This window comes from Micromonospora sp. NBC_00858 (genome assembly GCF_045207365.1).
In the GTDB taxonomy this organism is placed as follows: Bacteria; Actinomycetota; Actinomycetes; order Mycobacteriales; family Micromonosporaceae; genus Micromonospora.
On sequence record NZ_CP108828.1, the window covers coordinates 3,185,073 to 3,210,189 of the forward strand.

General features: G+C 69.1%; 27 protein-coding genes and 1 pseudogene. 14 read left to right on the top strand and 14 right to left on the bottom strand.

Annotated features, from left to right (window positions below; genetic code table 11):
- Positions 1-17 precede the first annotated feature (17 nt).
- From OG990_RS14890 to OG990_RS14900, 3 genes are read left to right on the top strand one after another with little or no spacing between them, the layout of a single operon-like run.
- Positions 18-1,019 carry an RNA polymerase subunit sigma-70 gene (locus tag OG990_RS14890; protein ID WP_406081015.1) on the top strand — a complete coding sequence of 334 codons (1,002 nt, stop codon included), beginning with the start codon at positions 18-20 and terminating at the stop codon, positions 1,017-1,019.
- Between the two features lie 5 nt (positions 1,020-1,024).
- Positions 1,025-1,321, top strand: a complete 297-nt coding sequence (locus OG990_RS14895) for a hypothetical protein (RefSeq protein WP_406081017.1) — start codon at positions 1,025-1,027, stop codon at positions 1,319-1,321.
- Positions 1,318-1,773, top strand: a complete 456-nt coding sequence (locus OG990_RS14900) for a DUF6069 family protein (RefSeq protein ID WP_328417850.1) — start codon at positions 1,318-1,320, stop codon at positions 1,771-1,773. Before OG990_RS14895 ends, OG990_RS14900 begins: the two co-directional genes overlap by 4 nt.
- A 168-nt stretch (positions 1,774-1,941) precedes the next feature.
- Here OG990_RS14900 and OG990_RS14905 read toward each other — a convergent pair whose 3' ends face one another.
- From OG990_RS14905 to OG990_RS14930, 6 genes are all read right to left on the bottom strand, one after another.
- Positions 1,942-2,277 (bottom strand): hypothetical protein, encoded by a 336-nt coding sequence (locus OG990_RS14905; RefSeq protein ID WP_406081019.1) that lies wholly within the window; start codon positions 2,275-2,277, stop codon positions 1,942-1,944.
- Positions 2,278-2,433 (bottom strand): hypothetical protein, encoded by a 156-nt coding sequence (locus OG990_RS14910; protein ID WP_406081021.1) that lies wholly within the window; start codon positions 2,431-2,433, stop codon positions 2,278-2,280.
- Between the two features lie 354 nt (positions 2,434-2,787).
- Positions 2,788-3,795 (bottom strand): NAD(+)/NADH kinase, encoded by a 1,008-nt coding sequence (locus OG990_RS14915; protein ID WP_406081023.1) that lies wholly within the window; start codon positions 3,793-3,795, stop codon positions 2,788-2,790.
- 133 nt (positions 3,796-3,928) lie between these two features.
- A complete protein-coding gene (locus OG990_RS14920; RefSeq protein WP_406081025.1) occupies positions 3,929-4,558 on the bottom strand; it encodes a VOC family protein in 630 nt (209 codons plus the stop codon).
- Positions 4,559-4,724: 166 nt separating this feature from the next.
- Positions 4,725-6,758 carry a glycogen debranching N-terminal domain-containing protein gene (locus tag OG990_RS14925; RefSeq protein ID WP_406081027.1) on the bottom strand — a complete coding sequence of 678 codons (2,034 nt, stop codon included), beginning with the start codon at positions 6,756-6,758 and terminating at the stop codon, positions 4,725-4,727.
- Positions 6,755-7,132, bottom strand: coding sequence for an SCP2 sterol-binding domain-containing protein (locus OG990_RS14930; protein ID WP_406081029.1), 378 nt, complete (start codon positions 7,130-7,132; stop codon positions 6,755-6,757). Before OG990_RS14930 ends, OG990_RS14925 begins: the two co-directional genes overlap by 4 nt.
- A gap of 190 nt (positions 7,133-7,322) precedes the next feature.
- Between OG990_RS14930 and OG990_RS14935 the strand changes: the two genes are divergently transcribed.
- Together OG990_RS14935 and OG990_RS14940 are read left to right on the top strand one after the other, a co-directional pair.
- The gene (locus tag OG990_RS14935) at positions 7,323-7,700 is read left to right on the top strand and encodes an SCP2 sterol-binding domain-containing protein (protein WP_406081031.1); all 378 of its coding nucleotides are present in this window, start codon (positions 7,323-7,325) and stop codon (positions 7,698-7,700) included.
- A complete protein-coding gene (locus tag OG990_RS14940; RefSeq protein ID WP_406081033.1) occupies positions 7,697-9,730 on the top strand; it encodes a glycogen debranching N-terminal domain-containing protein in 2,034 nt (677 codons plus the stop codon). The genes OG990_RS14935 and OG990_RS14940 overlap by 4 nt, the downstream gene beginning before the upstream one ends.
- 198 nt (positions 9,731-9,928) lie before the next feature.
- Here the strand turns inward: OG990_RS14940 and OG990_RS14945 are convergent.
- Positions 9,929-10,084 (bottom strand): annotated as a pseudogene (locus tag OG990_RS14945) (transposase); the annotation flags it as partial.
- Between the two features lie 145 nt (positions 10,085-10,229).
- Here OG990_RS14945 and OG990_RS14950 point away from each other — a divergent pair.
- From OG990_RS14950 to OG990_RS14960, 3 genes are all read left to right on the top strand, one after another.
- The gene (locus OG990_RS14950) at positions 10,230-10,823 is read left to right on the top strand and encodes an RNA polymerase sigma factor (RefSeq protein WP_386989957.1); all 594 of its coding nucleotides are present in this window, start codon (positions 10,230-10,232) and stop codon (positions 10,821-10,823) included.
- Positions 10,820-11,824: a CU044_5270 family protein gene (locus OG990_RS14955; RefSeq protein WP_406081034.1), complete on the top strand. Its 1,005-nt coding sequence runs from the start codon at positions 10,820-10,822 to the stop codon at positions 11,822-11,824. The genes OG990_RS14950 and OG990_RS14955 overlap by 4 nt, the downstream gene beginning before the upstream one ends.
- A 190-nt stretch (positions 11,825-12,014) precedes the next feature.
- Positions 12,015-13,304 carry a D-alanyl-D-alanine carboxypeptidase family protein gene (locus tag OG990_RS14960; RefSeq protein WP_406081036.1) on the top strand — a complete coding sequence of 430 codons (1,290 nt, stop codon included), beginning with the start codon at positions 12,015-12,017 and terminating at the stop codon, positions 13,302-13,304.
- A gap of 250 nt (positions 13,305-13,554) precedes the next feature.
- Here the strand turns inward: OG990_RS14960 and OG990_RS14965 are convergent, their stop codons facing one another.
- Positions 13,555-14,637, bottom strand: coding sequence for an FUSC family protein (locus OG990_RS14965; RefSeq protein ID WP_328417869.1), 1,083 nt, complete (start codon positions 14,635-14,637; stop codon positions 13,555-13,557).
- A gap of 970 nt (positions 14,638-15,607) precedes the next feature.
- Here OG990_RS14965 and OG990_RS14970 point away from each other — a divergent pair.
- The 3 genes from OG990_RS14970 to OG990_RS14980 all read left to right on the top strand — a co-directional run bounded on the left by OG990_RS14970 (position 15,608) and on the right by OG990_RS14980 (position 18,037).
- The gene (locus OG990_RS14970) at positions 15,608-15,973 is read left to right on the top strand and encodes a metalloregulator ArsR/SmtB family transcription factor (RefSeq protein ID WP_328417870.1); all 366 of its coding nucleotides are present in this window, start codon (positions 15,608-15,610) and stop codon (positions 15,971-15,973) included.
- A gap of 74 nt (positions 15,974-16,047) precedes the next feature.
- Positions 16,048-17,688: a SulP family inorganic anion transporter gene (locus tag OG990_RS14975; protein ID WP_406081758.1), complete on the top strand. Its 1,641-nt coding sequence runs from the start codon at positions 16,048-16,050 to the stop codon at positions 17,686-17,688.
- A gap of 31 nt (positions 17,689-17,719) precedes the next feature.
- Positions 17,720-18,037 (top strand): hypothetical protein, encoded by a 318-nt coding sequence (locus OG990_RS14980; protein ID WP_406081037.1) that lies wholly within the window; start codon positions 17,720-17,722, stop codon positions 18,035-18,037.
- Between the two features lie 105 nt (positions 18,038-18,142).
- Here the strand turns inward: OG990_RS14980 and OG990_RS14985 are convergent, their stop codons facing one another.
- A complete protein-coding gene (locus tag OG990_RS14985) occupies positions 18,143-18,352 on the bottom strand; it encodes a DUF2795 domain-containing protein (protein WP_328417874.1) in 210 nt (69 codons plus the stop codon).
- A gap of 525 nt (positions 18,353-18,877) precedes the next feature.
- On the opposite strand from OG990_RS14985, the gene OG990_RS14990 reads away from it, so the two are divergent.
- The 3 genes from OG990_RS14990 (at position 18,878) to OG990_RS15000 (ending at position 20,619) form a co-directional block, all read left to right on the top strand.
- Complete coding sequence (locus OG990_RS14990; RefSeq protein WP_406081039.1) at positions 18,878-19,951, top strand: NADP-dependent malic enzyme; 1,074 nt, start codon at positions 18,878-18,880, stop codon at positions 19,949-19,951.
- A complete protein-coding gene (locus tag OG990_RS14995; protein ID WP_328417878.1) occupies positions 19,948-20,295 on the top strand; it encodes a metalloregulator ArsR/SmtB family transcription factor in 348 nt (115 codons plus the stop codon). Before OG990_RS14990 ends, OG990_RS14995 begins: the two co-directional genes overlap by 4 nt.
- 228 nt (positions 20,296-20,523) lie before the next feature.
- A complete protein-coding gene (locus OG990_RS15000; RefSeq protein WP_406081041.1) occupies positions 20,524-20,619 on the top strand; it encodes a hypothetical protein in 96 nt (31 codons plus the stop codon).
- Positions 20,620-20,790: 171 nt separating this feature from the next.
- Here the strand turns inward: OG990_RS15000 and rraA are convergent, their stop codons facing one another.
- The 5 genes from rraA to OG990_RS15025 form a co-directional block, all read right to left on the bottom strand.
- Complete coding sequence (gene rraA, locus OG990_RS15005; RefSeq protein WP_406081042.1) at positions 20,791-21,273, bottom strand: ribonuclease E activity regulator RraA; 483 nt, start codon at positions 21,271-21,273, stop codon at positions 20,791-20,793.
- Between the two features lie 163 nt (positions 21,274-21,436).
- Complete coding sequence (locus tag OG990_RS15010) at positions 21,437-21,829, bottom strand: universal stress protein (RefSeq protein WP_406081044.1); 393 nt, start codon at positions 21,827-21,829, stop codon at positions 21,437-21,439.
- Positions 21,826-23,328, bottom strand: coding sequence for a tripartite tricarboxylate transporter permease (locus tag OG990_RS15015; RefSeq protein ID WP_355610459.1), 1,503 nt, complete (start codon positions 23,326-23,328; stop codon positions 21,826-21,828). Before OG990_RS15015 ends, OG990_RS15010 begins: the two co-directional genes overlap by 4 nt.
- Positions 23,328-24,056 (bottom strand): tripartite tricarboxylate transporter TctB family protein, encoded by a 729-nt coding sequence (locus OG990_RS15020; protein WP_406081046.1) that lies wholly within the window; start codon positions 24,054-24,056, stop codon positions 23,328-23,330. The genes OG990_RS15015 and OG990_RS15020 overlap by 1 nt, the downstream gene beginning before the upstream one ends.
- 5 nt (positions 24,057-24,061) lie before the next feature.
- The gene (locus OG990_RS15025) at positions 24,062-25,042 is read right to left on the bottom strand and encodes a Bug family tripartite tricarboxylate transporter substrate binding protein (protein WP_406081048.1); all 981 of its coding nucleotides are present in this window, start codon (positions 25,040-25,042) and stop codon (positions 24,062-24,064) included.
- Positions 25,043-25,117: the final 75 nt, after the last annotated feature.

Here is a 25,117-nt window from a genome sequence, read left to right on the forward strand (position 1 = left end):
CGAGACGGAAGGATGACGTGATGAGTGCGGACATGCGGCTGGAGGAGCTGGGCGTGAGCGGGCTGGGCGAGGTCGACGAGCCGGCGTTCTCAGGGCTGGCGGAGCGGCACCGGCGGGAGCTGCACGTGCACTGCTACCGGATGCTCGGGTCGTTCGAGGATGCCGAGGACACCGTGCAGGAGACGTTCCTTCGTGCCTGGCGGCGGCGGGAGACCTTCGAGGGGCGGTCGACGTTCCGGGCCTGGCTGTACCGGATCGCCACCAACGCCTGCCTGGACCTGCTCGCCAAGTGCCGCCCGGAGCCTGCGACCGGCGGCGAGGTGCTGTGGCTGCAGCCCTACCCGGACCGGCTGCTCGATGAGCTGCCCGCGGGCGACGCGGACGAGCCGGAGACCGTCGCCGTCGCGCGGGAGACGATCGAGCTGGCGTACCTGGTCGCAGTCCAGCACCTCGCGCCGCGCCCGCGGGCCGTGCTGATCCTGCGGGACGTGCTCGGCTGGCCGGCGAAGGACGTCGCGGAGCTCCTCGGGGACTCAGTCAACTCCGTGAACAGCGCGCTGCAGCGGGCCCGCGCCGGCATGCGGAAGCACCTGCCCGCCGAGCGGCAGGACTGGACCGGCGGCGAGGAGGCCGCCGGGACGCGCGAGCTGGTGCGCCGCTTCACCGACGCGAGCGTGGCCAAGGACATCGACGGGCTCGCCGCCATGCTGCGGGACGACGTCCGCTACTCGATGCCGCCCACGCCGGGCCTGCACGTCGGCCGCGACACGGTGGTGAACGACTGGGTCGAGGATGGCTTCGCAGACATGGGGCGCCTGCGGGGCGTTCTGACCGCCGTGAACCGGCAGCCCGCCGTCGCCTTCTACCTCTGGCGGGAGCAGGAGGGCGCGTACCTGCCGCTGACGATCGACGTCCTGCGCGTCACCGGCGGGGCGATCACCGAGATCGTCACGTTCCACGACGACCAGTTCCCGCGGCTCGGGCTGCCGGAGCGCCTGCCGGCGGACGGCACGGAGTAGTCCCGGTGTGGACGCTCGTGCTGCGCGGTGGCGCGCGTGTCGCGGTGGTCGCGGCGGAGTGGTGCGACGCGTTCGGCGTCGTCACCCGTGGGCGGGTGCAGCTGGAGCTGCGCGACGGCGAGCCCGGGCCGGTCCTCGGACGCGACGCCGGGTTCTGGCTCCGCGGCACCGGCGTCCGCGCCCTGCAGAACCCCGGCCGTCGCACGGCGAGGGTGCGCATCGTCACGCCCAGGGCCGGGACCGTCACATGCCAGGCAACACACCCCGTACGCCAGTTACCGAATGATGGAGGAACGACATGAACAGCATGAATGACAACGGGGTCGTCGCAGGCCCGGCATCGGGCCAGACCAGCCACACCCACCGACTCCGCGGGCTCGCCGGCACCGGCTTCATTGCCACGCTCGCAGCGATGGTGGCCACCACCCTCGCCGCTGCGCTTGCCCAGGCCGTTGGCGTCGACTTCGAGATCCCCGATGGTGGCGAGACGATCCCGTTGTCCGGGTTCACCGTGGTGACCGGCTTCTTCTCGGTCGTGGGCATCGTCATTGCCGTCGCTCTTCTTCGTTGGAGCGCTCGCCCCGCCGAGCGATTCGTGTGGACGGCAGTGTCGCTGACCGCGATCTCGTTGGTCCCGCCTCTCGTCTCCGGGGCAAACACCGCCACCACCATCGCCCTCCTCGGGCTACACCTCGTCCCTGCGACGGTGATGATCCCCACCCTGGCGCGGAGCCTCCGCACCCGGACCGACTGACGATCCCGCAACGGGACAACGTGCGGCGCAAGGGCGTGCGCGAGCGCAATGACGTGCCCCCCGGTGCTGCCACCCTCCATTCCAGGCGCCGGTACCAGCCGCTCGGCGGGCGAAACGCCAACGGGCCACCAGGGCGCCCGCACCTAACGGCGGGCCTTGGTGGACCGGTTATGGCGCAAACGCGGAGGGCAGGCCGAGTTCGGCCCGGGCCGCCTCGATGAATCGGCGCTCGACCTCCCACAGCGCGTCGAACCGGTCGGCCGGCAACGCCTCGACGCCGCTATCCGCCCGCACGGCCGCCAGGAGCCGGGCCTGGCGCACCAGCTCCGACGAGCCGCTCACCACCTCGGATCGCCCGGCCACCAGCCGGAGCGCGGTCTTGGTGCTCTCCAGCCGCTCCCGGTGGCGGCTGCCCTCGTCGTCGAAGAACGGCATGAGATCACCCGGATCACGTGGGCGCGGCACCGCGATGATGCGGGCGGCCGGGTTGAGGACGAAGGTCACCTATTCTCGGGCCGCGCCGATGAAATCGGTGTACGCGTTCAGCCGGATGTCACGCCACTGTCGGTCCTGGTCGCGCCGCCACAGCCGGTCCTGGTCCCGGACGGTGAGCCACCCGCCGATCAGGACCGCCAGCATCGTCGTCGTCGCGGGTGACACACGCCTGGATCAGACTCACCGACACCACCGTTCGTGTTGATCTGCAAGGCACCTGACCGTCCATTGTCGCCCGCTCCGGAAGTCTCGCAACGACCCGGACCCGGCAGGTGCCGGAGGCGTGGCTCAGGGAGGGGCGGGGCGGACGTGCCCGTACCGGAGATGGGCAGGGTGAGCGAAATACCCACCCTGCCCGCCGGGGGAAACGGAACCCGACGAACGCCGACTTCGGAGGCAGCCACGGGCCGGGGCGGGTCGATGACTTCGCTGCTCAAGCCTGCCTCGATCTTGCCAACGCTCAATGCAACGGCACCCGATGACGTGCCAAACGTTCACCCGAGCGAATCGCTGCGTCCATCACGGCTCAGTACGCCCGGCCTTGCGGGGCGTGCCCGAAACGGTCGGCGGTCGGCCGGGATGAGCCTGCTCGAGTCTGGCCTGCTCGGCCCTGAACTGTTCGGCCCGTTCCCGCAGCTCGGGCGGCACGAGCTCGAGTAGCTGGTCGGGGCGCAGCGGAAGGTCGAGCAGACTCAGCTGGACTCGTTTGCGCTGCTGGTGGATACCCGGATCGAACCGTACGACGTTGACCGCGTCTTCGTTGAGGCGCAACTTCAGCCCGTCGCCGGGCTTGAGCATGCCGACAGGCGTCCCGTCGGCCGTTATGCGCAACGACGCATCCTCCGACGAGTTGTACAGCTCTACGCCGTCTTTGCCGCCTAGCACGACCGACCGACTGATGCCCGTCATGGGTGCAACCGGGGTTAGCGCGATCGACGGTGCAGACGGTGAGATGACCGGCCCGCCAGCGGCGTAGTTGTAGGCCGTCGAGCCCGTCGGTGTGCATGCGATGACAGCGTCGCCGCAGTAGTAGCCGTGCCGCGAGCCGTTGACGAGCAAGTCGACTGTCATGCTCACCAGCGGCTCGGACGCCGTTACCACGACGTCGTTGAAGGCGGTAACGCCGTCGTCGTTGGTGATGATTTCCAAACAACTGTGGGGTTCCAGCGTGTAGTCGCCGACTACGAGGCGGTCCAACGCCGCTTCCAGGCCGGCGGGAGAGACCTCAACGAGGAAGCCGACCTTGCCGTAGTTGACCCCGAGGACCGGCTTGTCTCGCCCCACGACCAAGCGCATGGCGCCAAGCATCGTCCCATCGCCGCCCAGGCTCACCACAGCGTCCAGGCGGTCGACGAACGCGCCGGCGGCGACCGCCTCGATATCTGGCCCGACCAGCGGCGCATCGGCCTCCCGCACAAGAAGGGTGCCGCCATACTGATGCACGAAGCGCTTGATGATATTTACCGAGTCGAGGACCGGCTTGGACGGGTGAACCACCAACCCAAACGTGACCTGCCGCTGCCCCATGCGGCCATCATCCCCGTAGCGGCGCTTCCGTGTTGCCGAAAGCCGGGCAGGGTGCCATACAGCTTGCCGGTACCGATGACCAGGCTTGCTGGCCTTGGCTTCGTCCGCGGGAACGGGCGCCCGAGCAGGTCAGCTATTCGCGGCCGACCCAGGTGGCGACGCACGCCTCATTGCCTTCGGCGTCGGCCAGTACCCACCACATCGGCGCGTGCGCATCGGAGACCAGGTGGCCCCCGGCGGCAAGGGCGGCGGCGATGCGAGCCTTGGCCTGATCGTGCGGGACAGCGACATCGAGGTGCATGCGGTTGCGTTGTGGGCGCGCCGCGTTCATTTGCTGCAACCCGAAGCCCGGGCCGCGGCGCGACGGGTCGAACAGGTAGTCGTCGCCGATCTGGCGATAGCCGAGCAGGGCACGCCAGAACGGCAGCACTTCCGCGCCGACGAGTGCGTCGAGGGTGACGTTGATGAGCTGAACGGCGGTCGGGTCGGCAGGGATGTCCAGTTTCTTGGCGGCGGCCGAGATCCGCCGGGCCAGCGCGATGTCGCGCAGACTCAGGGTCACTGTGACGCCGGCGCTGCGCAGGTCGATGTTGAGATACTGATGCTGTGCCTCGTCTGCGAGCCGGCCGATCTCATCGACGAGCGCGACGCCCCTGGCCAGCGAGCCGGTCGGGAAATGGGCCGAGACCACGTGGTAGAGGCAACGCCAGTCCTCGACACCGTCAGCCGCATGGAACTGCCCAGCCGTGATCTGCACAGTCATGCCGGCGAACCTAACATCGGCGGCGCGTCGGACGCCCACGCGAGCAGCCAACACTGATTACCCCTCCCCCGCTCACGGTGGTCCGGAACTCACGAACCAAGAACCGGCCGCCGAGGGACCGATTGATGCACTCAGCTCTGCCTCATCTGCTCTTCTGAGCGTCGATTCAGACGTATCCAATGGCGTCGATCAGACCCCACCTGCCGGGAATGTCGAGCAGCTCGATCCGACTGAATTTCTCGGGCAGGGCCGGCGCCACCACCAGGTCATCCCCGTACGGCTCCAAGCCGAGCACGGTTCGCAACAACAGGAGTGGCGCACCGGTGGACCCGGCCTGAGGGCTGTCCGCCGTCGGGTACTGGACGGGGTTCCTCGTCAGCTCGCGGTCGTAACCGCCGAAGGCCTCTGGCAGTCGACCGTCGAAGAACTCGGCTGCGTCGATGATGCCCTGGGCGATGTGCGCGGCTTCCTGGGTGAAGCCGTAGCGGCGTAGTCCCCAGGCGATGAAGGAGTTGTCGAAGGGCCAGACGGTGCCGACGTGGTAGCCGAGCGGGTTGTATCGGGCCTCTCCCTTCGCGAGGGTGCGCACGCCCCAGCCGGAGAACAGTCGGGGGCCGAGGAGGTGTTCGGCGATCTTCGCGGCTCGGGACTGGTCGACGATGCCGCTCCACAGCAGGTGGCCGATGTTGGAGGACAGCGCGTCGACCTGGCCGCCGTCGGCGTCGAGAGCGAGTGCGTAGTATTCGCCGTCCTCCACCCAGAAGTCCCGGTTGAACCGTTCCTTGAGCTCGGCGGCTTCCCGTTCGAGGCGGTCGGCGTACGCCGGGTCGTTCCAGAACTCGCGGGCCAGGCGGGCGCCGCGGATCTTGGCGTCGTAGGCGTAGCCCTGCAACTCGCAGGTGGCGCGGGGCAGGCCGGGCAGCCTGCCGTCGCGGTAGGAGATCGCGTCCCAGGAGTCCTTCCAGCACTGGTTTTCCAGGCCATTGACCTCGTTGCGGCGCTGGTACCAGATGTAGCCGTTGCCCATGATGTCGCCGTACTCGCCGATCCAGTGCAGAGCCGCCCGCGCCTCGTCTTCGAACTCATGCACCAGGGCGGCATCTCCGGTCCACCGCTCGTACTCGTCGAGCAGGATCACGTAGAGCGGGGTGACGTCCGCGCTGCCGTAGTACGGCGACTGCGGGCGTTTTTCGAACGCGACCAGCTCGCCGTAGCGGAACTCGTGCAGGATCTTTCCCGGCTCCTCGTCGCGGAAGTCGTCCAGCACGGAGCCCTGATCGATCCCCAGCATGCGCAACGTGGCCATGGCGAGCTTTGGGGTGAAGGGCATCGCCTGCAGGCTGGCAAAGATGGGTTCACGCCCAGTGAGGGTCGCGGACCACGGCAGGCCGGCGGCGGGCATCGCCACCTTCGGGAGCGTCAGGGGCGAGTATCGCAACGCCGCAAGGTCGACGAGGCTACGCCGATACGTCCTCGTCAACGGCTCCCAGTCACACCTCAGTTGCGGCGCCTTATCGAGCCACTGGTCGAGGTCCCGCTGGAGTTGCTGCTCGCTTCGCCTGGGGCGGCCGGGATACACATGTTCACGAACATCCTCGCCGTCCGGACGCAGCACCAGTCCTCGGACCTGCAGTGTTGTGGTCCACTGTCCGTGCGGTCCGACGAGGATCTTGTACGTCAGCCCGTGTTCGTCGATCTGCGCCGGCTCGGTCGTGGAGATGACCGTCTCGCGCCGGAACTTCTCACGCTCGTAGCCGAGATGCAGGAACCCGTCCTCGACACGCCGGTGGATCCTTCCCACTGGCTGCTGCGGCTGCGCGACCGCGATCAGAGGCGTGAAGTCGGAGTCCGCCTCGACGCGGACGGTGAACTCGGCCGGTTCTTCGGAGTGGTTGAGGATGCTCAACCGCTCCTTGAAGCTGCCAGCGATCGACCGTTCACGGATGACCGACACCTTGGCGTCCAGGTAATGGGTCGGAGCGCCCGGAACCAGGAAGAAACGCACTACGAAATACCGCGAGTCGTCCACCGCCAGCGCGTGCAGCCGCTCACCGTTGACGCTCAGCTGCCAGAGCGACAGGAATCGGGTGTCGAACGAGAAGAACCCGCACGGGACGGTGGGCGTCGCTTCGATGTCGCCACTGTCATAGCTCAACACGAAGATGTTGCCGTCCAGGATCCTGACGAGCTTCGCACTCATCTATGCCCCCCACGTTCGCGGGCAAAGGTCCGCGGATGGCGCGCGCCGGGCGACCCGGGAAAGAGCCGCTCCAGCAGGACTATGAACCGAAATTTGCCTTCGCTCGTGATCTCGTTCCGCAGCCACGCCGGCAACGGTTTCTCCTCGCCGCGGGCCATGCGGTCGAAGAACGCGTTGTCGGTACGGATGACGCAGTCGGCGTCGCGCTTCTCCCTCGACACCTGAACATCACCATTGATGATGGTGACGAGCCAATGGTCGATCCCGTGATCGTGTTCGAGGTCGAAGCGTATGGTGCCGTTGGTCTTCTTCAGCAGGCGTTCGGACCCGCGGTGGTCGAGTTCGTCGAAGAACTCACTGGTCGCATCCGACATCAGCGCCACCCCTTACAGGTCGACCGGCTCAACAGGCAGCGTCGCTCACCCAGTGGTGCCGCGGCATCACCCGCAGCGGGTGAGATTGGAACACCGGTGTCGGCCGCACCAATCTCATCCGATACGGGTGATGCCGAGGTGCCCCGGCGCGGGTGATGCTGTGTTGGTCAGAACTGACCGAGGGAGTCTGATGTCGGATCCGACGGCGGAGTTCTTCGACGGGCTCGACCACCGCGGCTACGAACCCCTGCTTCAGGAGGCCACCGGCACCATACGCTTCGATCTCGAACACGATCACGGGGTCGACCGTTGGTTCGTGGTGATCCAGCAGGGTGATGTCCGCGTTTCGAGAGAGGAGCGCGAGGCCGACTCGGTCATCCGCGCCGACAAGGGGCTCTTCGACCGGATCGTCAGCGGCGAGGAGAACCTGTACGCGGCGTGGGTGCGTAACGAACTCAGGGCCGAGGGCGAGGTGCGGCTGGCCCGCCTCATTCAGCGAGCCTTCCCGGGGCCGCCTGGCGCGCACCACCCGCGGATGTTCGCCTGGGAGCGGAGACGGCAGGCATGACTGAGGATCTCGTCAGGCTTCTCGACGGCAACACTTTCGTGGTCAGTGAGGACACCGGCGACTTCGACGCGTCTCCCACCATCCCGACCGGCCTGTTCTCGTTTGATACCCGGTTCCTGTCGAAATGGCTGCTCAGCATCGACGGTGAACGACTCAGCGCGCTCACGGTCGACGACATCGAGTACTTCGAAACGCGGTTCTTTCTCGTCCCGGTTGCTCCGACTCCTCTTGTCGACCCCAAGATTTCGGCCATCCGCGAACGCTCGATCGGTGGCAGCTTCCACGAACGGTTGACGGTGGTCAACCACCAAGGTGAGCCGGTCGACCTCCGGATCCGGTTCGAGGTCGGCAGCGACTTCGCCGATCTGTTCGAGATCAAAGACGTGCGGGAGAAGAAGGGAGATTACTACACGCGGGTCGAAAACGGGTGCCTGCGCCTCGGCTACAAGCGCGAGCAGTTCCAGCGGGAGACAGTCATCTCCAGCACCGAGCCGGCCCGGATCGACGAGCACGGGCTGACGTACGACGTCAGGATCGGGCCACGTGCCGAATGGGTAACCGAGCTGCACGTGCAGACATTGGGCTTGAACGGCCGTGATATCCGGGAGAGCCTCCAGGGCAGTCCCGGTCGGGTCAAGAAGGAGATGCGCCTGGACCTGGACCGGTGGCTCGCCGAAAGACCCCGCCTGGTCTGCGACTCCGAATCACTGATGAGGACCTACCGGCGCAGCCTCGTCGACCTCGCCGCGCTGCGTTTCACGCCGCTCACGGCCGGCGGACAACGCCTGCCTGCCGCCGGGCTGCCGTGGTTCATGGCCATCTTCGGTCGTGACAGCATCTTCACCAGTCTGCAGGCGCTGCCGTTCGCACCGCATCTCGCCGCTACGACGCTGCGCCTTCTGACGCTGGTGCAGGGCGTCGTGTTGGACGATTTTCGCGAGGAGGAGCCGGGAAAGATCATGCACGAGTTGCGCTACGGGGAAACGGTCGGGTTCGAGGAGCAGCCGCACTCACCGTATTTCGGCAGCGCCGACGCGACGCCCCTTTACGTGATCCTCATCGACGAATATGAGCGGTGGACCGGAGACGACAATGCGGTGCGGCTTCTTGAGCGCTCTGCGCGGGCGGCTCTGCACTGGATCGGCGAGTACGGCGACATCATGGGCAACGGCTACATCTGGTACCAGCGCCGCAACGAGGTCAATGGCCTGGAAAACCAGTGCTGGAAGGACTCCTGGGACGCGATCTCCTACCGCGACGGCAGGCTGCCCGGCCTGCCCCGCGCCACCTGCGAGTTGCAGGGCTACGCCTACGACGCCAAGATCCGCGGCGCCCGCCTGGCCCGCGAGTTCTGGAACGACCCGGCGTACGCCGACCGCCTCGAACGGGAAGCCGCCGAGCTCAAGGAACGGTTCAACCGGGACTTCTGGGTGGAGGACGGCGAATACTACGCACTCGCTCTCGACGCCGACGGCGGCCAGGTCGACGCGCTGTCCTCCAACATCGGCCACCTGCTGTGGAGCGGCATCGTCGACCAGTCCCGAGCCGCGAAGATCGCCGAACACCTCCTCGGCCCCCGACTGTTCTCCGGCTGGGGCGTGCGCACCCTCGCGAAGGGAGAGGCCCGATACAACCCGCTCGGCTACCACGTCGGCACCGTCTGGCCCTTCGACAACTCCTTCATCGCCTGGGGACTACGCCGCTACGGCTTCACCCAGGAAGCCGCGCACATCGCCCAGGGCATCATCGACGCAGCCGAGTTCTTCGACGGTCGACTGCCAGAGGCCTTCGCCGGACATGACCGGGAGCTGACCAGGTATCCCGTGCGATATCCGACGGCTTGCAGTCCGCAGGCGTGGTCGACGGGCACCCCTTTGCTGCTGCTGCGGACCATGCTCGGGTTGGAGCCGCGCGGGGAGCACATGGTGACCAGACCGGCGGTGTCCCGAGAGATCGGCCGGATCGAACTGCGGGACATCCCTGGCCGGTGGGGTCGCGCCGACGCGTTCGGACGCGGGCGCATCAGCTGAGAGCCGACGGTGCTCAGGCGGCGTGCCGCGCGGCCATGTCGACGACGCGGAAGGCGGCGGCCACGACCAGGACGAAGGCCACCGTCGCGGCCGCCACCTGCAGCGCGGCGAGCGCCACTGCCCACCGAAGGTGGTCAACCCAGCTCGACCATGCGTCGGTCTCCAAACCCGGGTCGGCTCGCAACCCAGCTAGGGCGTGATCCGCTGCGGGGAGGTGTGTAGCCTCCGGCCGAAGCCAACGGGTGATGACCACCGCCAGAATGAGGCGGCCGTCGGCCGCCGGTGGCAGCGGCGCCGTCGCGAGGGCGGTGCGCGACCGGTTGATGTCCGGTCGCCGCAGGCGAGGGCGTCATTAGCACTCCGTGACCCGCGGCGATCGGCGACCCCGTCCACGGACACCCGTCGAGAACTCGATACGGCGCTGGAGGAGAGACAGGGTGTCAGATCGTCCGTGGACGGGAGGTCCATTCGTGAGTCGACTCAAACAGAACCTTCCACCGTGGTGACCGCGGTGGTGGGCGGTGGCGTCAGCGATGCCACGGCCATCGCGGCGTCCCGGGGTGACGCCGAACAGTTCGGGGTGCTGTACGACCGGTACGCCGCCCAGCTCTACCGATACGCCCACCGGCGGATCGGGCCGGAACGGGCCGAGGACGTGGTCGCCGAGACCTTCCTCGCCGCGTTCCGGCGGCGGGGGGCCTACGACCTCACCCGTACTGACGCCCGACCGTGGTTCTTCGGCATCCTCACCAAAGAGATCGCCCGGCACCGCCGGGCCGAGGAGGCCCGCTACCGGGCCATGGGACGGGCCGGGAGCGGCGACATCGCCGACGGGTTCGCCGACCGCGTCGCCGCCTCGGTCAGCGCCCAGGCGAACCGCCGCCCGCTGGTCGACGCGCTACGCCGACTCTCTCCCGGCGACCGCGACGTGCTGCTGCTCGTCGCCTGGAGCGATCTCAGCTATGAGGAGGTCGCCGAGACCCTGCACATCAAGATCGGCACGGTGCGCTCCCGACTGCACCGCGCCCGCCGGAAGCTGCGCGACGCGCTCGGCTACACCAACCCCGCTGACTTCCCCGAGGTGGACCGATGAACGACCTGAAGACCCTGGACGAATTCGGCAGGACGCTCGACCCGGACACGGCCGTCCCGCCGGCCCGGCTGCGACACCGCGTGCTGACCGAGGCGAGGCATCCCCACGGCCGGTTCCGGGCGCCCCGGTTCACCGCGCCCCGGTTCGGTTGGCGCATGGCCGCGGTGGGCGGGATGGCGGCGGTGCTCACCGCCGGCGTCCTGGTCACCCAGGTGGTGCCGATGGACGGCCAGGCCCCGGCGTCCAGTGCGTCGGCCGCTGAGCGGATCCTGGCCGGCGCCGCCGCCCAGGCGCAACGCCAGCCCGCCGTCACCGTGCGGGGCAACCAGTTCGTCTACATCGAGTCGATTGCCACGGCGCTGAGCCGGAACGAGGCCGAGCCCGGGCCGGGGACGTCCAGACCGACGCAGCGCCAGATCTGGCTCTCCGCCGACGGCACCCGGGACGGGCTGCTCCGCGAGCGTCCGCGCGGCGGTGCCGGTGACTGGGACGAGACCCCGCTGCCCGGCTGCCGCGACGGCAAGAGTGTCGCCACCAAGTACGGAAAGACCGCCGAGGTGGAGTGCACGCCCACCCCCGGCCACCACGCGGACGTGCCGACCGACGCCGACGCCATGCTGGTGTACCTCTACGCGAAGGGAGCGGGCACCAAGAACCCGCGCGACCAACAGGCGTTCACCGCGGCCGGCGACCTGATCCGGGAGGCGTACCTGTCGCCGGCGTCGCTCGCCGCGGTCTTCACCGCGGTCGCCAAGATTCCCGGTGTACGGGTGGTTGGCGACGTCACAGACGAGGCCGGGCGGGCCGGGGTGGCGCTGGCTCTGAACGAGGTGCAGGGCTTCCGCACCGAGCTGATCTTCGACCGGCAGAGCTACGCGTACCTCGGTGAGCGGTCGGTGGTCGTCCGCGACCAGGATGGGATGAAGGCCGGACAGACGATCAACTCGGCAGCGGTGCTGACCGTCGCAGTCGTCAGCAGCGCCGGCCAACTGCCGAAGTGACCGGTACGGGGCGAGCGGGCGCACGGGGCCTGCCCGCCCCGTACATCGGCACTCGGAGTACAGCTGGTCACACGGGTCGTCCATGCCCGAGCCACGCGCTGCCGGTTCACCGGCAGCGCCCAAGTCAGTGATACCAAGATCAGCGCGCCGCCATGGGCAGGCCGGCGTGCCACACGGGGGAGATATCAGGATGCTCGACTCTGCCACGACCCAGGTGATCGAACCGGTCCCGCCACAACCGCCGAGTCGGCGTCGCGCACGCGGCCTCTCGGCGCTGATCAGTGGCCTGCTGACCCTGCTCCTGGCCGGTACCGCGTTGGTCGCGGTCGAGCCGCTGCGCCGCCCGTTGCCCGCGCCGACCGTCACGCGGACCCTGCCGGCGTCGACGATCATCCCCGGCACGCCCCCGGCGGTGCCGTGGCCGAAGACCGGGCAGGCTGCCCTCTCGGTGGAAGGGCTGGGCTCGCTCGGCACGTCGGGCGGGAGCAACCCGGTGCCGATCGCGAGCGTGGCCAAGGTGATGACCGCGTACCTCATCCTGACCGAGCACCCCCTCATGCGAGGCCAGCAGGGACCGAAGCTCACCGTCAGCGCAGAGCAGGCAGCCGCATACCCGAGAGAGCTGGCGCGCGGCGAGTCCCTCGTGCCGGTCGTCGCGGGCGCGGTCTTCACCGAACGCCAGGCACTCCAGGCGGTGCTGCTCCCGTCGGCGAACAACATGGCGCGGATCCTCGCCGCCTGGGACGCCGGCAGCGTCGAGGCCTTCGTCGCCAAGATGAACGACACCGCCGCCGCGCTCGGCATGACCCACACCCACTACACCGATCCGGCCGGGCTCGACTCGGACACCATGAGCACCGCCGTCGACCAGGTGATCCTGGCCCGCAAGGCGATGCAACTGCCGGCGTTCGCGGAGATCGTGGCGCAGAAGAAGGCCACCCTGCCCGTCGCCGGCACCGTGCAGAACTACAACTCCCTGGTCGGCCACGACGGCGTCGTGGGGATCAAGACCGGGTCCACCGACGAGGCCGGCGGCTGCCTCGTCTTCGCCGCCGTCGTCAAGGTCGGTGGCCGGAAAATCACCGTCGTGGGCGCCGTCCTGGGGCAGCCCGGCGCCAACACCCCTGTGCAGCTGGACCGGGTGTTCCGGGCGACCCGTCCGCTGGTCCGCGCCGCCGCCGCCGCGATTACGGTGCACCCGATCGTCCAGGCCGGCGATCAGGTCGCCACCGTGCGGGGCCCGCTCGGCACCAGCACGACGATCAACGCCTCGCAGGACCTGACCGTGGTGGGATGGCCCGGCATGCGGGTAAGGCTGGACATCGACATCCCGGCCGTACCGGCACGGCTGCCGGCCAAGGCCGAACACGGCCGGGTCAGCGCGGTCGTCGGCGAGGGCACGCCGGTCGCCACCGCGCTACGCACCGGCGTACGGCTGGAGCCGCCCAGCACCTGGGATCGCATCCGACAGCACCGCTGAGCCGGCGGCGCTCTGGCCCGACGCCGCCGGCCAGGCGCTCGGGCGGCATGAGTCTCACGGAGTCGTAGCCCTGGGCTTGTCGATTGGATCGGGGTAGCGGATGCCGAGGGGCCGGAGCGACGTCGAGGTTGGCGTGCTGGTCGTCGGATGCGGACAGGTTGGTGGAGTGTTGGCGGGGCTTCTCGGTGTCCACGGAACCGGTGTGGTGGTGGTCGACCTGCGCCAGATGACGACAGCAACAGGTTGTTACTCAGCTCGCATCGGCCGTCAAACCCGCCTGCCGATTTGCCTCTGCCTTCAGCACTCCGGATGCTTGGAGCACTTCGCTGATGGCAAGACGTAGCCGCGAAGCGAGCACCTTCCCGCAGAACCCAATATCCTCGGCGCTGGCTTGGTTGACTTCCTCGATGGCCTGCTGTGCCCGTGCGCGCGCAAGGTCGGGCTCTCGGCCGGCGAGGAAGTCGCGATGCAGCAGCCTCACCGCCTGGCTGAGGTGCTCGATCGACGCTGGAAGGCTGGCCGGTATCGGCTCACGCTGCCGTAGCGTCGATACGACCCAATGCGACATCTCTCGGCTGTTGGAATAGGCGTATTGGAGGTGCTGGGAGGCATGCTGGTAGCGGCGCAGAATTCCTAATCGTCGCCACCGCCAGGGTGAGAGAACCGCGATCTCCGCCGCCGCAGCGACCATCTCGACCGTCTTGTTTCTCTCCTCCTCTGCCGCAACCAAGCGCTGCGAGGCGCCCTCGGCCTGTCGAACGTCACGCTGCTCCAATGCCTGAGCGGCAGCCGTGAGACTACGTGCGAAGACATCCAGCGTCGGGCCGGCAGAGCGATTGACGACGCGGACGGGGTTGGCCGGAATGATCAGCAGCGCCACGGCGATCGCGGTCGTCCCTCCGATCAGCCCGTTGACGGTCCGCGCCACAGCCAGCTGTGAATGTTCCGCAGACAGCGTTCCCAGCAGCAAGGCGGTGCTTCCTGCATGCACCATGACGGCGCCGCTCCCGTGGATCAACGCTGCCGACGAGATCGCAAACGCCACGATCAAGGCGGTTTGTACAGGTCCCGTCCCGATGATCTGGAGGATCAACTGTCCGATCAGCACCCCGACAATCACCCCGGCGATAAGTTCCGCCGCTCGCCTGATCCGATTGCCAAGAGCCGCTGCGATCGTGCCGATCGCGGCGGCAGGCGCAAACAACGGCTGCGGATTGTGCAGCACGTCGCGCGCGATGAACCAGGACAGACCGACCGCTGCACCCGCTTGAACCGCGATAATGAGGTAGGTGCGAAGCCGCTCGTAAGCCCCCCGGCTTTCTCGCCACACCATCTCCTCTCCCAGACCCCGATCTCGGCTACGCACGTTCAACCTCCGAGGAGCAACGGAGGCGCGGGGTCATGTCTGCGGTCACCGCTCGGGGTGGTGGTCCTGCGAGGTGTGGCCGGGCACGCTGATGCAGCGCTGGCCTGGTAGCGACGTGCGCATGGGGCAGGCCCGGAATTCCGGGCCCTCGGGGCACGGATGCCCCAGCTCACAGACCGCCTGGCTGATTTCGTGGGCCGCTGGAGTGCTTCTTGGTCCGAGGCCACCGGCTCCATTCTCCTGGATCCCAGTCGCCTGGTCCCGGCATCAACGGAATGGATCTGGTAAGGAAGCCCATGTAGTCAACCGAACCTTGACACGGGTTCTCGCACTGCCCGCGATGGGTTCGCGGTGTGCGACAAGGCCGGGGACGGGATGCGGCGCGTGCACCTCCGGGCGGGCCAGTGGCCTGCCGGCAATAGCCGGCCGGCACGAGGGGTCGCAGAGGCTCCGGGGTCAAGGGCGGCCCGCAGGGGCCGCCGTGCAGCGACTCCCCCGTGTCCCTGGAGGGGCGGCCCCCGCACACTCCACGCCGCATCCCCACCACGGCCGGTGATGACTCGCGCTACGACGCTACGGCCGCCGCGCCCCGGCTGGCTGCCCGCCCACCAGTTCGCCACCCCGCCGGCCTGTCATTCTCCGGCGGCCCCGGGTTCCCCGGGCTTGCGCGCCAAGCCGCCGGGCACCGGCGGGGCGCAGCGGCCGCGGAGCGCGAGCCCGGCTGTCGAACTCAGCGGAGTCGGCGGTGACCCGCTAGGTGCGGCACGTCGTTGGGCGATGCCGGTTGGTTGAAGGGTCGGTACTGGGGTTTCGGGCCTGGACCATGTGCGCGGGGTCGGCGCCGGAGTGTCGAGGATCACTTCGGGCGGGGCTGCGGTCACTCAACCATATGAAGAGGTCTTCAATTGCCGAATTGCTAGTCATGCTGGGAGGGCGTGTGGCGCTACCGCTGTACGAGAGAAAAGCGGAGTTCTTCCGCACGCTCGGGCATCCGGTGCGTATCCGGGTACTGGAGCTGCTTGGCGATGGGCCGATGCCGGTGCGGGATCTGCTGGCTGAGGTGGAGATCGAGGCGTCAAGCCTGTCTCAGCAGCTGTCGGTGCTGCGCCGGGCCGGGATCGTGACGTCCCGGCGGGACGGGTCGGCGGTCATCTACGCACTCGCGGGCCCGGACGTGGCTGATCTGATGCGGGCGGCCCGACGCTTCCTCACCGAGATGCTGACAGGTCAGGCTGAGCTGCTTGAGACGCTCCGCGAGGACCAGGACAACGCCGACGACCCGTCGCTCCCGGTGCCGCGGTGAGCGCCGCCGCCCTCGCCCGCTCAACCTGGCGCCGGGTGGCTGTCCTGCTGCCGACGAAGGCGGATGTCGCCGCGATGCGTCGGCAGCCCCGCCGCGACCTCATCGCTGGGCTCACGGTTGCGGTGGTCGCGCTGCCCTTGGCGCTCGGGTTCGGGGTGTCCTCCGGCCTGGGGGCGGCCGCCGGCCTGGCGACCGCCATCGTGGCCGGGATCCTCGCGGCACTGTTCGGCGGGTCCAATCTGCAGGTGTCTGGGCCTACCGGCGCGATGACGGTGGTGCTGGTGCCGATCGTGGCGACCTACGGACCCGGAGGTGTGCTCACCGTCGGTGTGCTGGCGGGCGTGATTCTGCTGGCTCTGGCCCTGCTCCGCGCCGGCCGGTACGTGCGTTACGTGCCGGCTCCGGTGGTGGAGGGCTTCACCGTGGGAATCGCTGCGGTGATCTTCCTGCAACAGGTTCCCGCCGCGTTGGGGGTGCCGAACCCGGACGGCGAGAAGGTCGCTGCGGTGGCCTGGCGAGCGTTGGTCGAGTTCGCCAGCCACCCGAACTGGCCGGCGCTGATACTGGCGCTCGGGGTGGCGGCGGCGATGCTGGCCGGTGCGCGTTGGCGCCCCACGGTGCCGTTCTCGCTGATCGCGGTGGCCACGGCCACCGTACTCGGGCAACTGTTGTCACTCGATGTCACCCGCATCGGTGTCCTGCCGGCCACCCTTCCCGTTCCCTCGCTGGGTTTTCTGGACCTGGCCGCGGTGCCGACGTTGTTCAGCTCGGCGTTGGCGGTCGCTGCCCTGGCTGCGTTGGAGAGCCTGCTGTCGGCGACCGTCGCCGACGGCATGACCGTCAACCAGCGCCACGACCCGGATCGGGAGCTGTTCGGTCAGGGAGTGGCGAACTTGGTGACCCCGCTTTTCGGCGGTGTACCGGCGACGGCGGCGATCGCCCGCACCGCGGTCAACGTCCGCTCCGGAGCCCAGTCGCGGCTCGCTTCGCTGACCCACGCGATTGCCCTGGCGGTGATCATCTTGGTGGCCGCCCCGCTGGTGGCCTACATTCCGCTCGCCGCGCTGGCCGGGGTGCTGCTGGCCACGGCTGTGCGCATGGTCGAGGTGGGTTCGTTGGCCGCGCTGGCCCGCTCGACCCGCTCTGACGCTCTCATCATGGCTCTGACCGCGATCGCCACCCTTGCCCTGGACCTGATCGCCGCGGTGGGAATCGGCCTCGTCCTCGCTGCCGCCCTGGCCATCCGCAAGATCGCGCGTGCGGCTCGGCTGGAGGAGGTCCCGCTCGACATCACCGATCATCACGTCGAGGAGGCCGCCCTGCTCCGCGAGCACATCGTGGCCTACCGCTTCGACGGGCCGCTGTTCTTCGCCGCCGCCCACCGGTTCCTGCTCGAACTGTCCCAGGTGGCGGACGTGCGGGTGATCATCTTGCGCATGTCAAGGGTGTCGACGATCGACGGCACCGGCGCGCTCGTGCTACGCGACGCGATCGAACGTCTCGAACACCGTGGCATCACGGTATACGTCTCCGGCGTCCCAGCCGGACACGAGAAGACCCTCGACGCGGTCGGCGTGCTCGACCGACTCCGCGCCGCAGACCGCGTTTTTCCCGGTACGCCAGAGGCGATCGCCGCAGCCCGAGCCCATCTGCATCACACCGGCGTCCTGGCCACCGCGCAGCGGACCGTACTCGACCCGCCCGGACGATCATGACGGCGGCGTTACCGCAGCCAGGAAGGCGGACATGGCGATGGAACCGGCCCGACGTGCGGCGTGGGACACCTATCTGACGTTGCGTGTCGGCCTGCTACCCGACCTTGACACGCTACCGGTGGGCGACCGAAGGGTCGCGGTGAAGCTGGCCGGGCTCGCGGTCCGCATCCACTGGCATGCCCCGCTGTGGGCCGACTACGGCAGAAGGCTCATCACCGTGGTCAGTCGTGCCCGCGAACTGCAGCGCGCCGGCGACCGTGCCGGCCTCACCGCCATGCTGCGGATCATGCTCCTGTGGCTGTTCAGACTCTCCCGAGGCGCAGTCCGGCTGCCGGGCGCCCAGCAATAGCCGACCGGGGTGTGGCGTTGGGAGCTTCTCCCTGCGTGGGTGGCCGCTGGAGACGACGCCGACAGACGGGCACGCCCCGGCATCCGGAGCGGGTGTGTGGCGAGATCAACCACCGATGGGTACGTCGGCCAGATGGCGCCACAAGTCGCGGATGCTGCCGTATTCCTGGTCGGGCAGCCGCTGTAGCACCGCGATCACCTGCGGCCGGGCATGGCTGCTCGCGGCTGCGGCGAGCAGCTCAGCCCGGCCGGCGCGGCCGGCGTCGAACGCCGTAGCGATGTGGCTGGCGAGTTCGGTGCGGGTGACTGAGAGCACGACTTCTCCTCGTTGATTGCCGGCCGCCCATCGGCGCCGAAGGGATGGTTGCCAACGCGAGGTAGTTCCGTTGCGGTAAGGCGGCATGGCCCGCCGTACGAGAGAAGGATCGGCGGGCCATGCCGGGTCAGAGCGCCGCTACGGCGCGGCGAGGTAACGGTGCACGGGGAGTCCGTTCCGCCTGACAGGGGTTGCGGGCGGAACGGACTCGGAGCTTTGCCATGAGCGGGTCACCAGTCACGCCTTCACAGCATCGGCTTCCTGGCTCTCTGATGACTTGCTAACTTTAGCAAGTCATGAGATTCGTTTGGGTCGAAGGGTGGCCGGACCGGGAACTGGCTTACGCCGCACCGGTCCGGATGACCGACGCCTGGACGTCGCGGATCGCCGAGGAGTAGGCGGCGTCACCGGATGGATGCCAATAGTGGAGGCCCGGCACGGCTGCAACGGCGGCCGGACCAGTTGGGGGCCGCGGGCGGACCGCCGAACGAAAGCCAACGAGCTGACCCGGGCGCGGCTGGCGAGGTGACCGGGCGGCGTAACCGGGTGGCGGTGGTGACCGATGGCACGGCGGTGCTGGGCCTGGGTGATGTGGGGCCGGCGGCGGCATTGGCGGTGATGGAGGGCAAGGCGGCCCTATTCGTCCACCTGGCCGGGATTGACGCGGTCCCGGTCTGCCTGGGCACCAAGCACCCGGACGAGTTCGTGGCGGCGGTGCGGGCTCTGGCCCCCTCGTTCGGGGGGATCGACCTGGAGGCGATTGCCGCGCCGGCCTGTTTCGAGGTGGAGCGGCGGCTGCAGGAGGCGCTGGACATTCCGGTGTTCCACGACGACCAGCACGGCACAGCGATCGTGGTCCTGGCCGCGCTGCGCAACGCATTGCGGGTGGTGGGCAAGCGTGTGGAGTCGGCGCGGCTGGTCGTGGTCGGGGCCGGCCCGGCGGGTACGGCGACGGCGAGGTTGCTGGTGGCGGGCGGCGCCACCGATGTGGTGGTGGTCGTCCGGGGCGGGGTGCTGCACTGCGACGACATGCCCTGGTTGCCGCCGCACGAGGCACGGCTGGCCGAATTGACCAACCGGCGACGGGTCCGTGGCGGACTGGCCGATGCCCTAGCGGGGGCGGACGCGGTGGTGGGATTGTCTCGGGCGGGGGTGCTAACCCGGGCATTGGTGGCGTCGATGGGCGAGGCGCCGGTGGTGTTCGCGTTGGCCGCCCCGGAGCCGGAGATTCGTCCTGAGCTGGTGAGTGACATCGCCGCAGTGGTAGCCACTGGGCACGGCGACTACCCGAACCGGGTCGACAACGCGCTGGCGTTCCCGGGCGTGTTCCGGGGTGCGTTGGATGCGCGGGCGCCGCGGATCACAATGCCGATGCGGCTGGCCGCCGCTGATGTGCTGGCCGGGCTGGTGCCGCGGGAGGCGCTGTCGACCACCCGGCTGCTACCCGAGGTGCTCGACGAACAGGTGGCGCCCACGGTGGCCGGGGCGGTGGCGGCGGTCGCGGCCGAGCGGCGGCGCCGTGTCGCTCCGGCGGCCGGTGGCGTGCTCCGGCAGGACACGGCTCGTAACGTATCCCCGCAGGAAGGGGTGGGCCCGTGAGCACGCCGTTGTATCAGGCTAAAGCTGAGTTTTTCAAGATTTTGGGGCATCCGGCGCGGATCCGGACCCTCGAACTCCTCGCCGAACGGGAGCACGCGGTCTCGGAGCTGCTGCCGCAGGTGGGTATCGAGGCGGCGCACCTGTCGCAGCAACTGGCGGTGCTGCGCCGGGCGAACCTGGTGGTGACCCGCCGAGATGGTTCGACCGTGTACTACTCGCTGGTCAGCCCGCACGTAGCCGAGTTGCTGGCGGTGGCGCGGCGGATCCTGACCGAGGTGTTGACCAGTCAGGCCGAACTGCTGGGTGACCTGCGTGCCGCGACCGAGCGCGCTGAACCCTCGTGAACAAGCGGTCAAGGTCGGCAGCACGGTGGCCCTCATGAGCAGGAGCCGATGGCGTCGATGATCGGAGCGGACATTGGGGCTGATCGGCAAAATCCGCCGCGTAGGTCGGACGGCCGAACCCGCGCCCGGGGCCCCGGTGGGGCCGCTGCCGGCTCAGCCTGGTGTATGACCTCGAGCGGCATGGGGTACGGCTGGTGGCCTCGCCGCGGCACGCTGACGTGTTGACCGGTGTCCGACGTGGTGCGGGTGGACGTGCAGGTGCCGGGCTGCCCGCCGGAACCCGCTGCAATCGTGTCCGCCCTGCGCGGCTCGACGGGCCGGTGAACCAGACTGCCGCCGCCGAGGGTTGGACGCTCGGGGAGGGGCTGCCGCCCGGCGGGAACTCTTCGTGCAGCCGGCCCGGCTCGGGAAGCTCGGCCCCTCTCCGGCAGGGCGTCCCGCCGTCCTTCGCGGCCGTAGACAGCTCTCCGCCGGGAGGGAGCCCTCCTTCCATGCCTACGCGCGCCGGCTCAGGGGCAGGACGACGATGCCGTCGTCGTCGCTGTGAACCTCGGCGCCGGGATTGAAGGTGCAGTTTCCGAACGCCACCGGCACGTTCCGCTCGCCGGCCCCGGTCTTGGCGCTCTTGCGCGGGTTGGAGCCGAGCGCCTTGATGCCGATCGGTAGGGCGCGCAGGGCGGCGACATCGCGGACGGCGCCGTTGATCACCACACCCGCCCAGCCGTTCTCCGCCGCCATACCGGCGATCACGTCGCCCATCAGAGCCGTGTGCACGGACCCGCCACCGTCCACCACCAGCACCCGCCCCTCACCCGGTGCGGAGACGACCGACTTCAGCAGGGCGTTGTCCTCAAAGCAACGCACGGTGACCGCCGGTCCGCTGAAGGCGTGGATTCCACCGAACTGGCGCAGCTGCGTGTCGCACGAGCCGAGTTCGTCCATGTACCGGTCGTAAAGGTCCGCGGTGGGGGCCTGCATGGTTCGTCCTTCTTCCACTTTGGGTGTCGGATCCAGGGGCGGTGACGGGTGTAGCCCGGTGGCGGTGACGGCCGCTGGGTGCGGTTTGCGGCTGGCACGAGGATTCCCTTCCGCTCCGGCTGGTTCAGGAAAGGGTCCCCGCGCACGGCAGGAAGCGTCGCACTTAGTCGACCTTGACGGCGAGCACCGGGCAGCGGGCGCCGAGCAGGATCTCCTGCGCGGTGGAGCCCATGATCATCTTGCCCACCGGCGTCCGGTGCCGGATCCCGATCACCACCAGCGACACGTCCTCGGACTCGGCCAGCTCGAGGATCTCATCGGCCGCGTCACGGCCCCGCACCAACTGCCGGACGCTGTGCCGCACGCCCAGCCCGGTCAACTCCCGGCGGACACGTTCGAGGTCGTGGTCCTGAGCGAACCGCGGGTCGACGTACGCCTCCCCGCGCGAGGTGTTGACCACGAGCAGCGGCTCATCGCGGAACCGGGCCTGCTCAACCGCCGCGCACAGGACCGCCTCGCCCAACGCCGACGGCACGTACCCCACAAGCACGGTCATCCGGTCACCAACCTTTCCCGAAGCGGTCGTACGAGGAACCGGCCGAGCAGTGGCCAGAGCAGCACCACCAGCACGGTGGCGTAGATCAGCCAGGACACCCAGCCACCGAGCAGCCCGGAGAGCTCGCCACCGGAGAGCTGCAGCGCCCGCCGGCCCTGAAGCTCCGCCCGGGGGCCGAGGATCACCCCGACGATCAGCGGCAGGATCGGCAGCCCGAAGCGCCGCATCCCGAACCCGATCAGGCCGAGGGTGAGCAACAGGAACAGGTCGAACGGCTGGGCGTTGACCGCGTACGCGCCCATCGAGGCGAAGAAGACGATCCCGGCGTAGAGGTACGGCCGCGGAACCCGCAGCAGCCGGGCCCAGGCGGGCGCGAGGGGCAGGTTGAGCACGAGCAACAGCAGGTTGCCGACGAAGAGGCTGGCGATCAGGGTCCAGACCAGGCCGGACTCCCGCTCGAAGAGCAGCGGGCCGGGCTGGATGCCGTACTGCTGAAAGGCGGCCAGCATGACTGCGGCCGTGGCGTTGGTCGGCAGGCCGATCGCCAGCATGGGCACCAGCGTTCCGGCGGCGGAGGCATTGTTTGCCGCCTCCGGCCCGGCGACACCCTCGATCGCGCCCTTGCCGAACTCCTCCGGGTGCTTCGACAGCTTCTTTTCGGTCGCGTACGACAGGAAGGTCGGGATCTCCGCCCCGCCCGCCGGCAGCGCCCCGAACGGGAACCCATACGCGGTGCCGCGCAGCCAGGGCTTCCAGGAACGCTTCCAGTCCTGCCGACCCATCCAGGGGCGGCCCACCGGGATCACCTCGGCGGCCTTGCGCCGCAGGTGCGCGGCGATCCAGAGTGCCTCGCCGACGGCGAAGATACCCACCGCGACCACCACCACGTCGATGCCGTCGGCGAGTTGCGGGATGCCGAAGGTGAGGCGCTGCTGGCCGGTCTGGTCGATCCCGATCACGCCGATGACCAGGCCGATCAGCAGCGAGGCGAAGCCGCGCACCCGGGACGCGCCGAGAACCGCGGTCACCGCCACGAACGAGAGCAGCATCAGTGCGAAGTAGTCCGGCGCGCCGAGGCTGATCGCGAATGCCACCACCGGTGGGGTGACCACGACCAGCAGCAGGGTGGCGATGGTGCCGGCGACGAAGGAGCCGATCGCGGCGGTGGCCAGTGCCTGCGCGGCCCGACCCGCCTTCGCCATCTTGTTGCCCTCGATCGCGGTCACCACTGAGGACGACTCGCCGGGGGTGTTCAGCAGGATCGAGGTGGTCGAGCCGCCGTACATGCCGCCGTAGAAGATGCCGGCGAACATGATGAACGCCTGCGTCGGCTCCATCCCGTAGGTGACCGGCAGCAGCAGCGCGACCGTCATCGCTGGGCCGATGCCGGGCAGCACACCGACGGCGGTGCCGATGGTCACGCCGAGCAGCGCGATCAGCAGGTTCATCGGGGTCAGCACATTGGCGAACCCGTCGAGGAGGTGGCCGAAGTTTTCCATCAGAGGATTCCTTGCAGGACGCCGGCGGGCAGGTTGACGCCCAGCCCGATGGCAAACGTGTAGAAGGTGATCAGCGACAGGGCGACGGCGATCAGCAGGTTGCGGATGTAGTGCCGGTTGCCCAGCGCGAACGCCGAACCCCAGAACAGCAGGGTGCCGCTGATCACCCATCCGAGCCGGTCGATCAGCACCGCGTTGACCAGGAAGGCGCCGATCAGCAGGAGAACCGTCCGCCAGTCGATCGGGCTGCTCAGGTCGACGTCCTCGCCGGCTTCGGGCTCACCCGCGCCGCCGCGCGCCACGTCCACTGCGTAGATCGCGGCGACCACCAGCAGCAGTGCGCCGAGCAGGATCGGCACCGGCTTCGGCCCGATTGGGTCGGCGCTGCTGATCGCGTGCCCGATCCGCAGCGCGTCGACGATGACCAGTGCGCCGACCACGGCGAGGAATGCGCAGACGCCGTACTGCGCCGGGTCCGGCTTCGCTGTCCGAACCACGCCGTCCGGCGCATCCGCAACCGGCGGCCGGTCGTCGGCCGCTGTTGGCCGCGCCACCGGGGGCAGGTCCGGCGTACGCTCCGCGGCCGTCTCGGTCTCCGTCGTGGGGGGCACCGGATCGGCGGCCCCCGCGGTCGGCTGTGCCGGGATCGGCGGTACGACGGGAGCGGTCGCCCCCGGCGCCGCCGGGCGGGGCGGCGGGTCGCCGCCCCGGTCCGGTCGGGTCGTCATGCCGGTCACGCCAGCCCGAGCTGCTTGAGCAGGTCGGCCACGGACGCGTCCTGGTCGGTGAGGAAGGTAGCGAAGGCGTCACCGGTCACGAAGGCGTCGTTCCAGCCTCGCTTGGCCAGCTCGGCCTTCCACTCCGCGGACTCGTGCATCTTCGTCAGCGCATCGATCCAGACCTTCTTGTCGCCGTCACTGATGCCGGGCGGGGCCACGATGCCGCGCCAGTTCGTGAAGACCAGGTCGATCCCGGACGCCTTGAGGGTCGGCACCTCTTTGAGCGCCTCAATCGGCTCCTCGCTGGTCACCGCGAGGACCCGGAGCTGGCCCGCCTCGACCTGGTCGAGGAACTCGCCGAAGCCGCTGGCGCCGAAGGCCACCTTGCCGCCGAGCACCGCCGGCAGCAGTTCGCCGCCGCCGTCGTACGAGACGAAGTTGACCTGGCGCGGGTCGATGCCGACCGTCTTGGCGAGCTGCATGGGCAGCAGGTGGTCCGGCCCGCCTGGCGAGGAGCCGCCGCCGACGGCAATCTTCTTCGGGTCCTTCTTCCAGGCGGTGACCAGATCGCCGATCGTCTTGTACGGCGAATCCTTCGGCACCACGATGGCACCGGCTTCCTCGATCATCTTGGCCAGCGGGGTCGTCTGGGTGAGCGTCGCGGACGACTTGGAGGTGTAGGAGGCACCGACCACGCCCAGCCCCATCTGCATGGCGAGCTTGCCGTTGCCCTTCTCGTTCACCATCCGCTGGAGGCCAACGGTGCCGCCCGCGCCGGGCAGGTTGAACACCTGCACGCCGGTGGCGATCTTCGCGTCCTCCATCACCTTGGCGGCGGTGCGGGCCGTGGTGTCGTATCCGCCGCCGGGGGTGTTCGGCACCATGATCCGCAGGCCGGCGATCGGCTTCCCGTCATCGCCGGACCCGCCCTCGTCTTGTCCGGCGGTGGCGCCGCAGGCGCCCAGCGCCAGCGCCGTCGCGGCGGCGACACCCATGACCAGCATGTTTCTCCGAGTTGCCATCATGTTTCTCTTCCGTTTCGAAGGAGTCCGGCGGCAAGATGATGGCCT

Coding starts and splice junctions, on each gene's coding strand:
- OG990_RS14925 (WP_406081027.1), bottom strand. CDS start 6,758: ATGAGTGCGAAGCTCGTCAGGATCCTGGACGGCAACATCTTCGTGTTG.
- OG990_RS14980 (WP_406081037.1), top strand. CDS start 17,720: ATGGCGATGGAACCGGCCCGACGTGCGGCGTGGGACACCTATCTGACG.
- OG990_RS14960 (WP_406081036.1), top strand. CDS start 12,015: ATGCTCGACTCTGCCACGACCCAGGTGATCGAACCGGTCCCGCCACAA.
- OG990_RS15010 (WP_406081044.1), bottom strand. CDS start 21,829: ATGACCGTGCTTGTGGGGTACGTGCCGTCGGCGTTGGGCGAGGCGGTC.
- OG990_RS14935 (WP_406081031.1), top strand. CDS start 7,323: ATGTCGGATCCGACGGCGGAGTTCTTCGACGGGCTCGACCACCGCGGC.
- OG990_RS14965 (WP_328417869.1), bottom strand. CDS start 14,637: ATGGTGTGGCGAGAAAGCCGGGGGGCTTACGAGCGGCTTCGCACCTAC.
- OG990_RS14940 (WP_406081033.1), top strand. CDS start 7,697: ATGACTGAGGATCTCGTCAGGCTTCTCGACGGCAACACTTTCGTGGTC.
- OG990_RS14920 (WP_406081025.1), bottom strand. CDS start 4,558: ATGACTGTGCAGATCACGGCTGGGCAGTTCCATGCGGCTGACGGTGTC.
- OG990_RS14975 (WP_406081758.1), top strand. CDS start 16,048: ATGCGTCGGCAGCCCCGCCGCGACCTCATCGCTGGGCTCACGGTTGCG.
- rraA (WP_406081042.1), bottom strand. CDS start 21,273: ATGCAGGCCCCCACCGCGGACCTTTACGACCGGTACATGGACGAACTC.
- OG990_RS14955 (WP_406081034.1), top strand. CDS start 10,820: ATGAACGACCTGAAGACCCTGGACGAATTCGGCAGGACGCTCGACCCG.
- OG990_RS15020 (WP_406081046.1), bottom strand. CDS start 24,056: ATGACGACCCGACCGGACCGGGGCGGCGACCCGCCGCCCCGCCCGGCG.
- OG990_RS14915 (WP_406081023.1), bottom strand. CDS start 3,795: ATGGGGCAGCGGCAGGTCACGTTTGGGTTGGTGGTTCACCCGTCCAAG.
- OG990_RS15025 (WP_406081048.1), bottom strand. CDS start 25,042: ATGGGTGTCGCCGCCGCGACGGCGCTGGCGCTGGGCGCCTGCGGCGCC.
- OG990_RS14930 (WP_406081029.1), bottom strand. CDS start 7,132: ATGTCGGATGCGACCAGTGAGTTCTTCGACGAACTCGACCACCGCGGG.
- OG990_RS14900 (WP_328417850.1), top strand. CDS start 1,318: ATGAACAGCATGAATGACAACGGGGTCGTCGCAGGCCCGGCATCGGGC.
- OG990_RS15015 (WP_355610459.1), bottom strand. CDS start 23,328: ATGGAAAACTTCGGCCACCTCCTCGACGGGTTCGCCAATGTGCTGACC.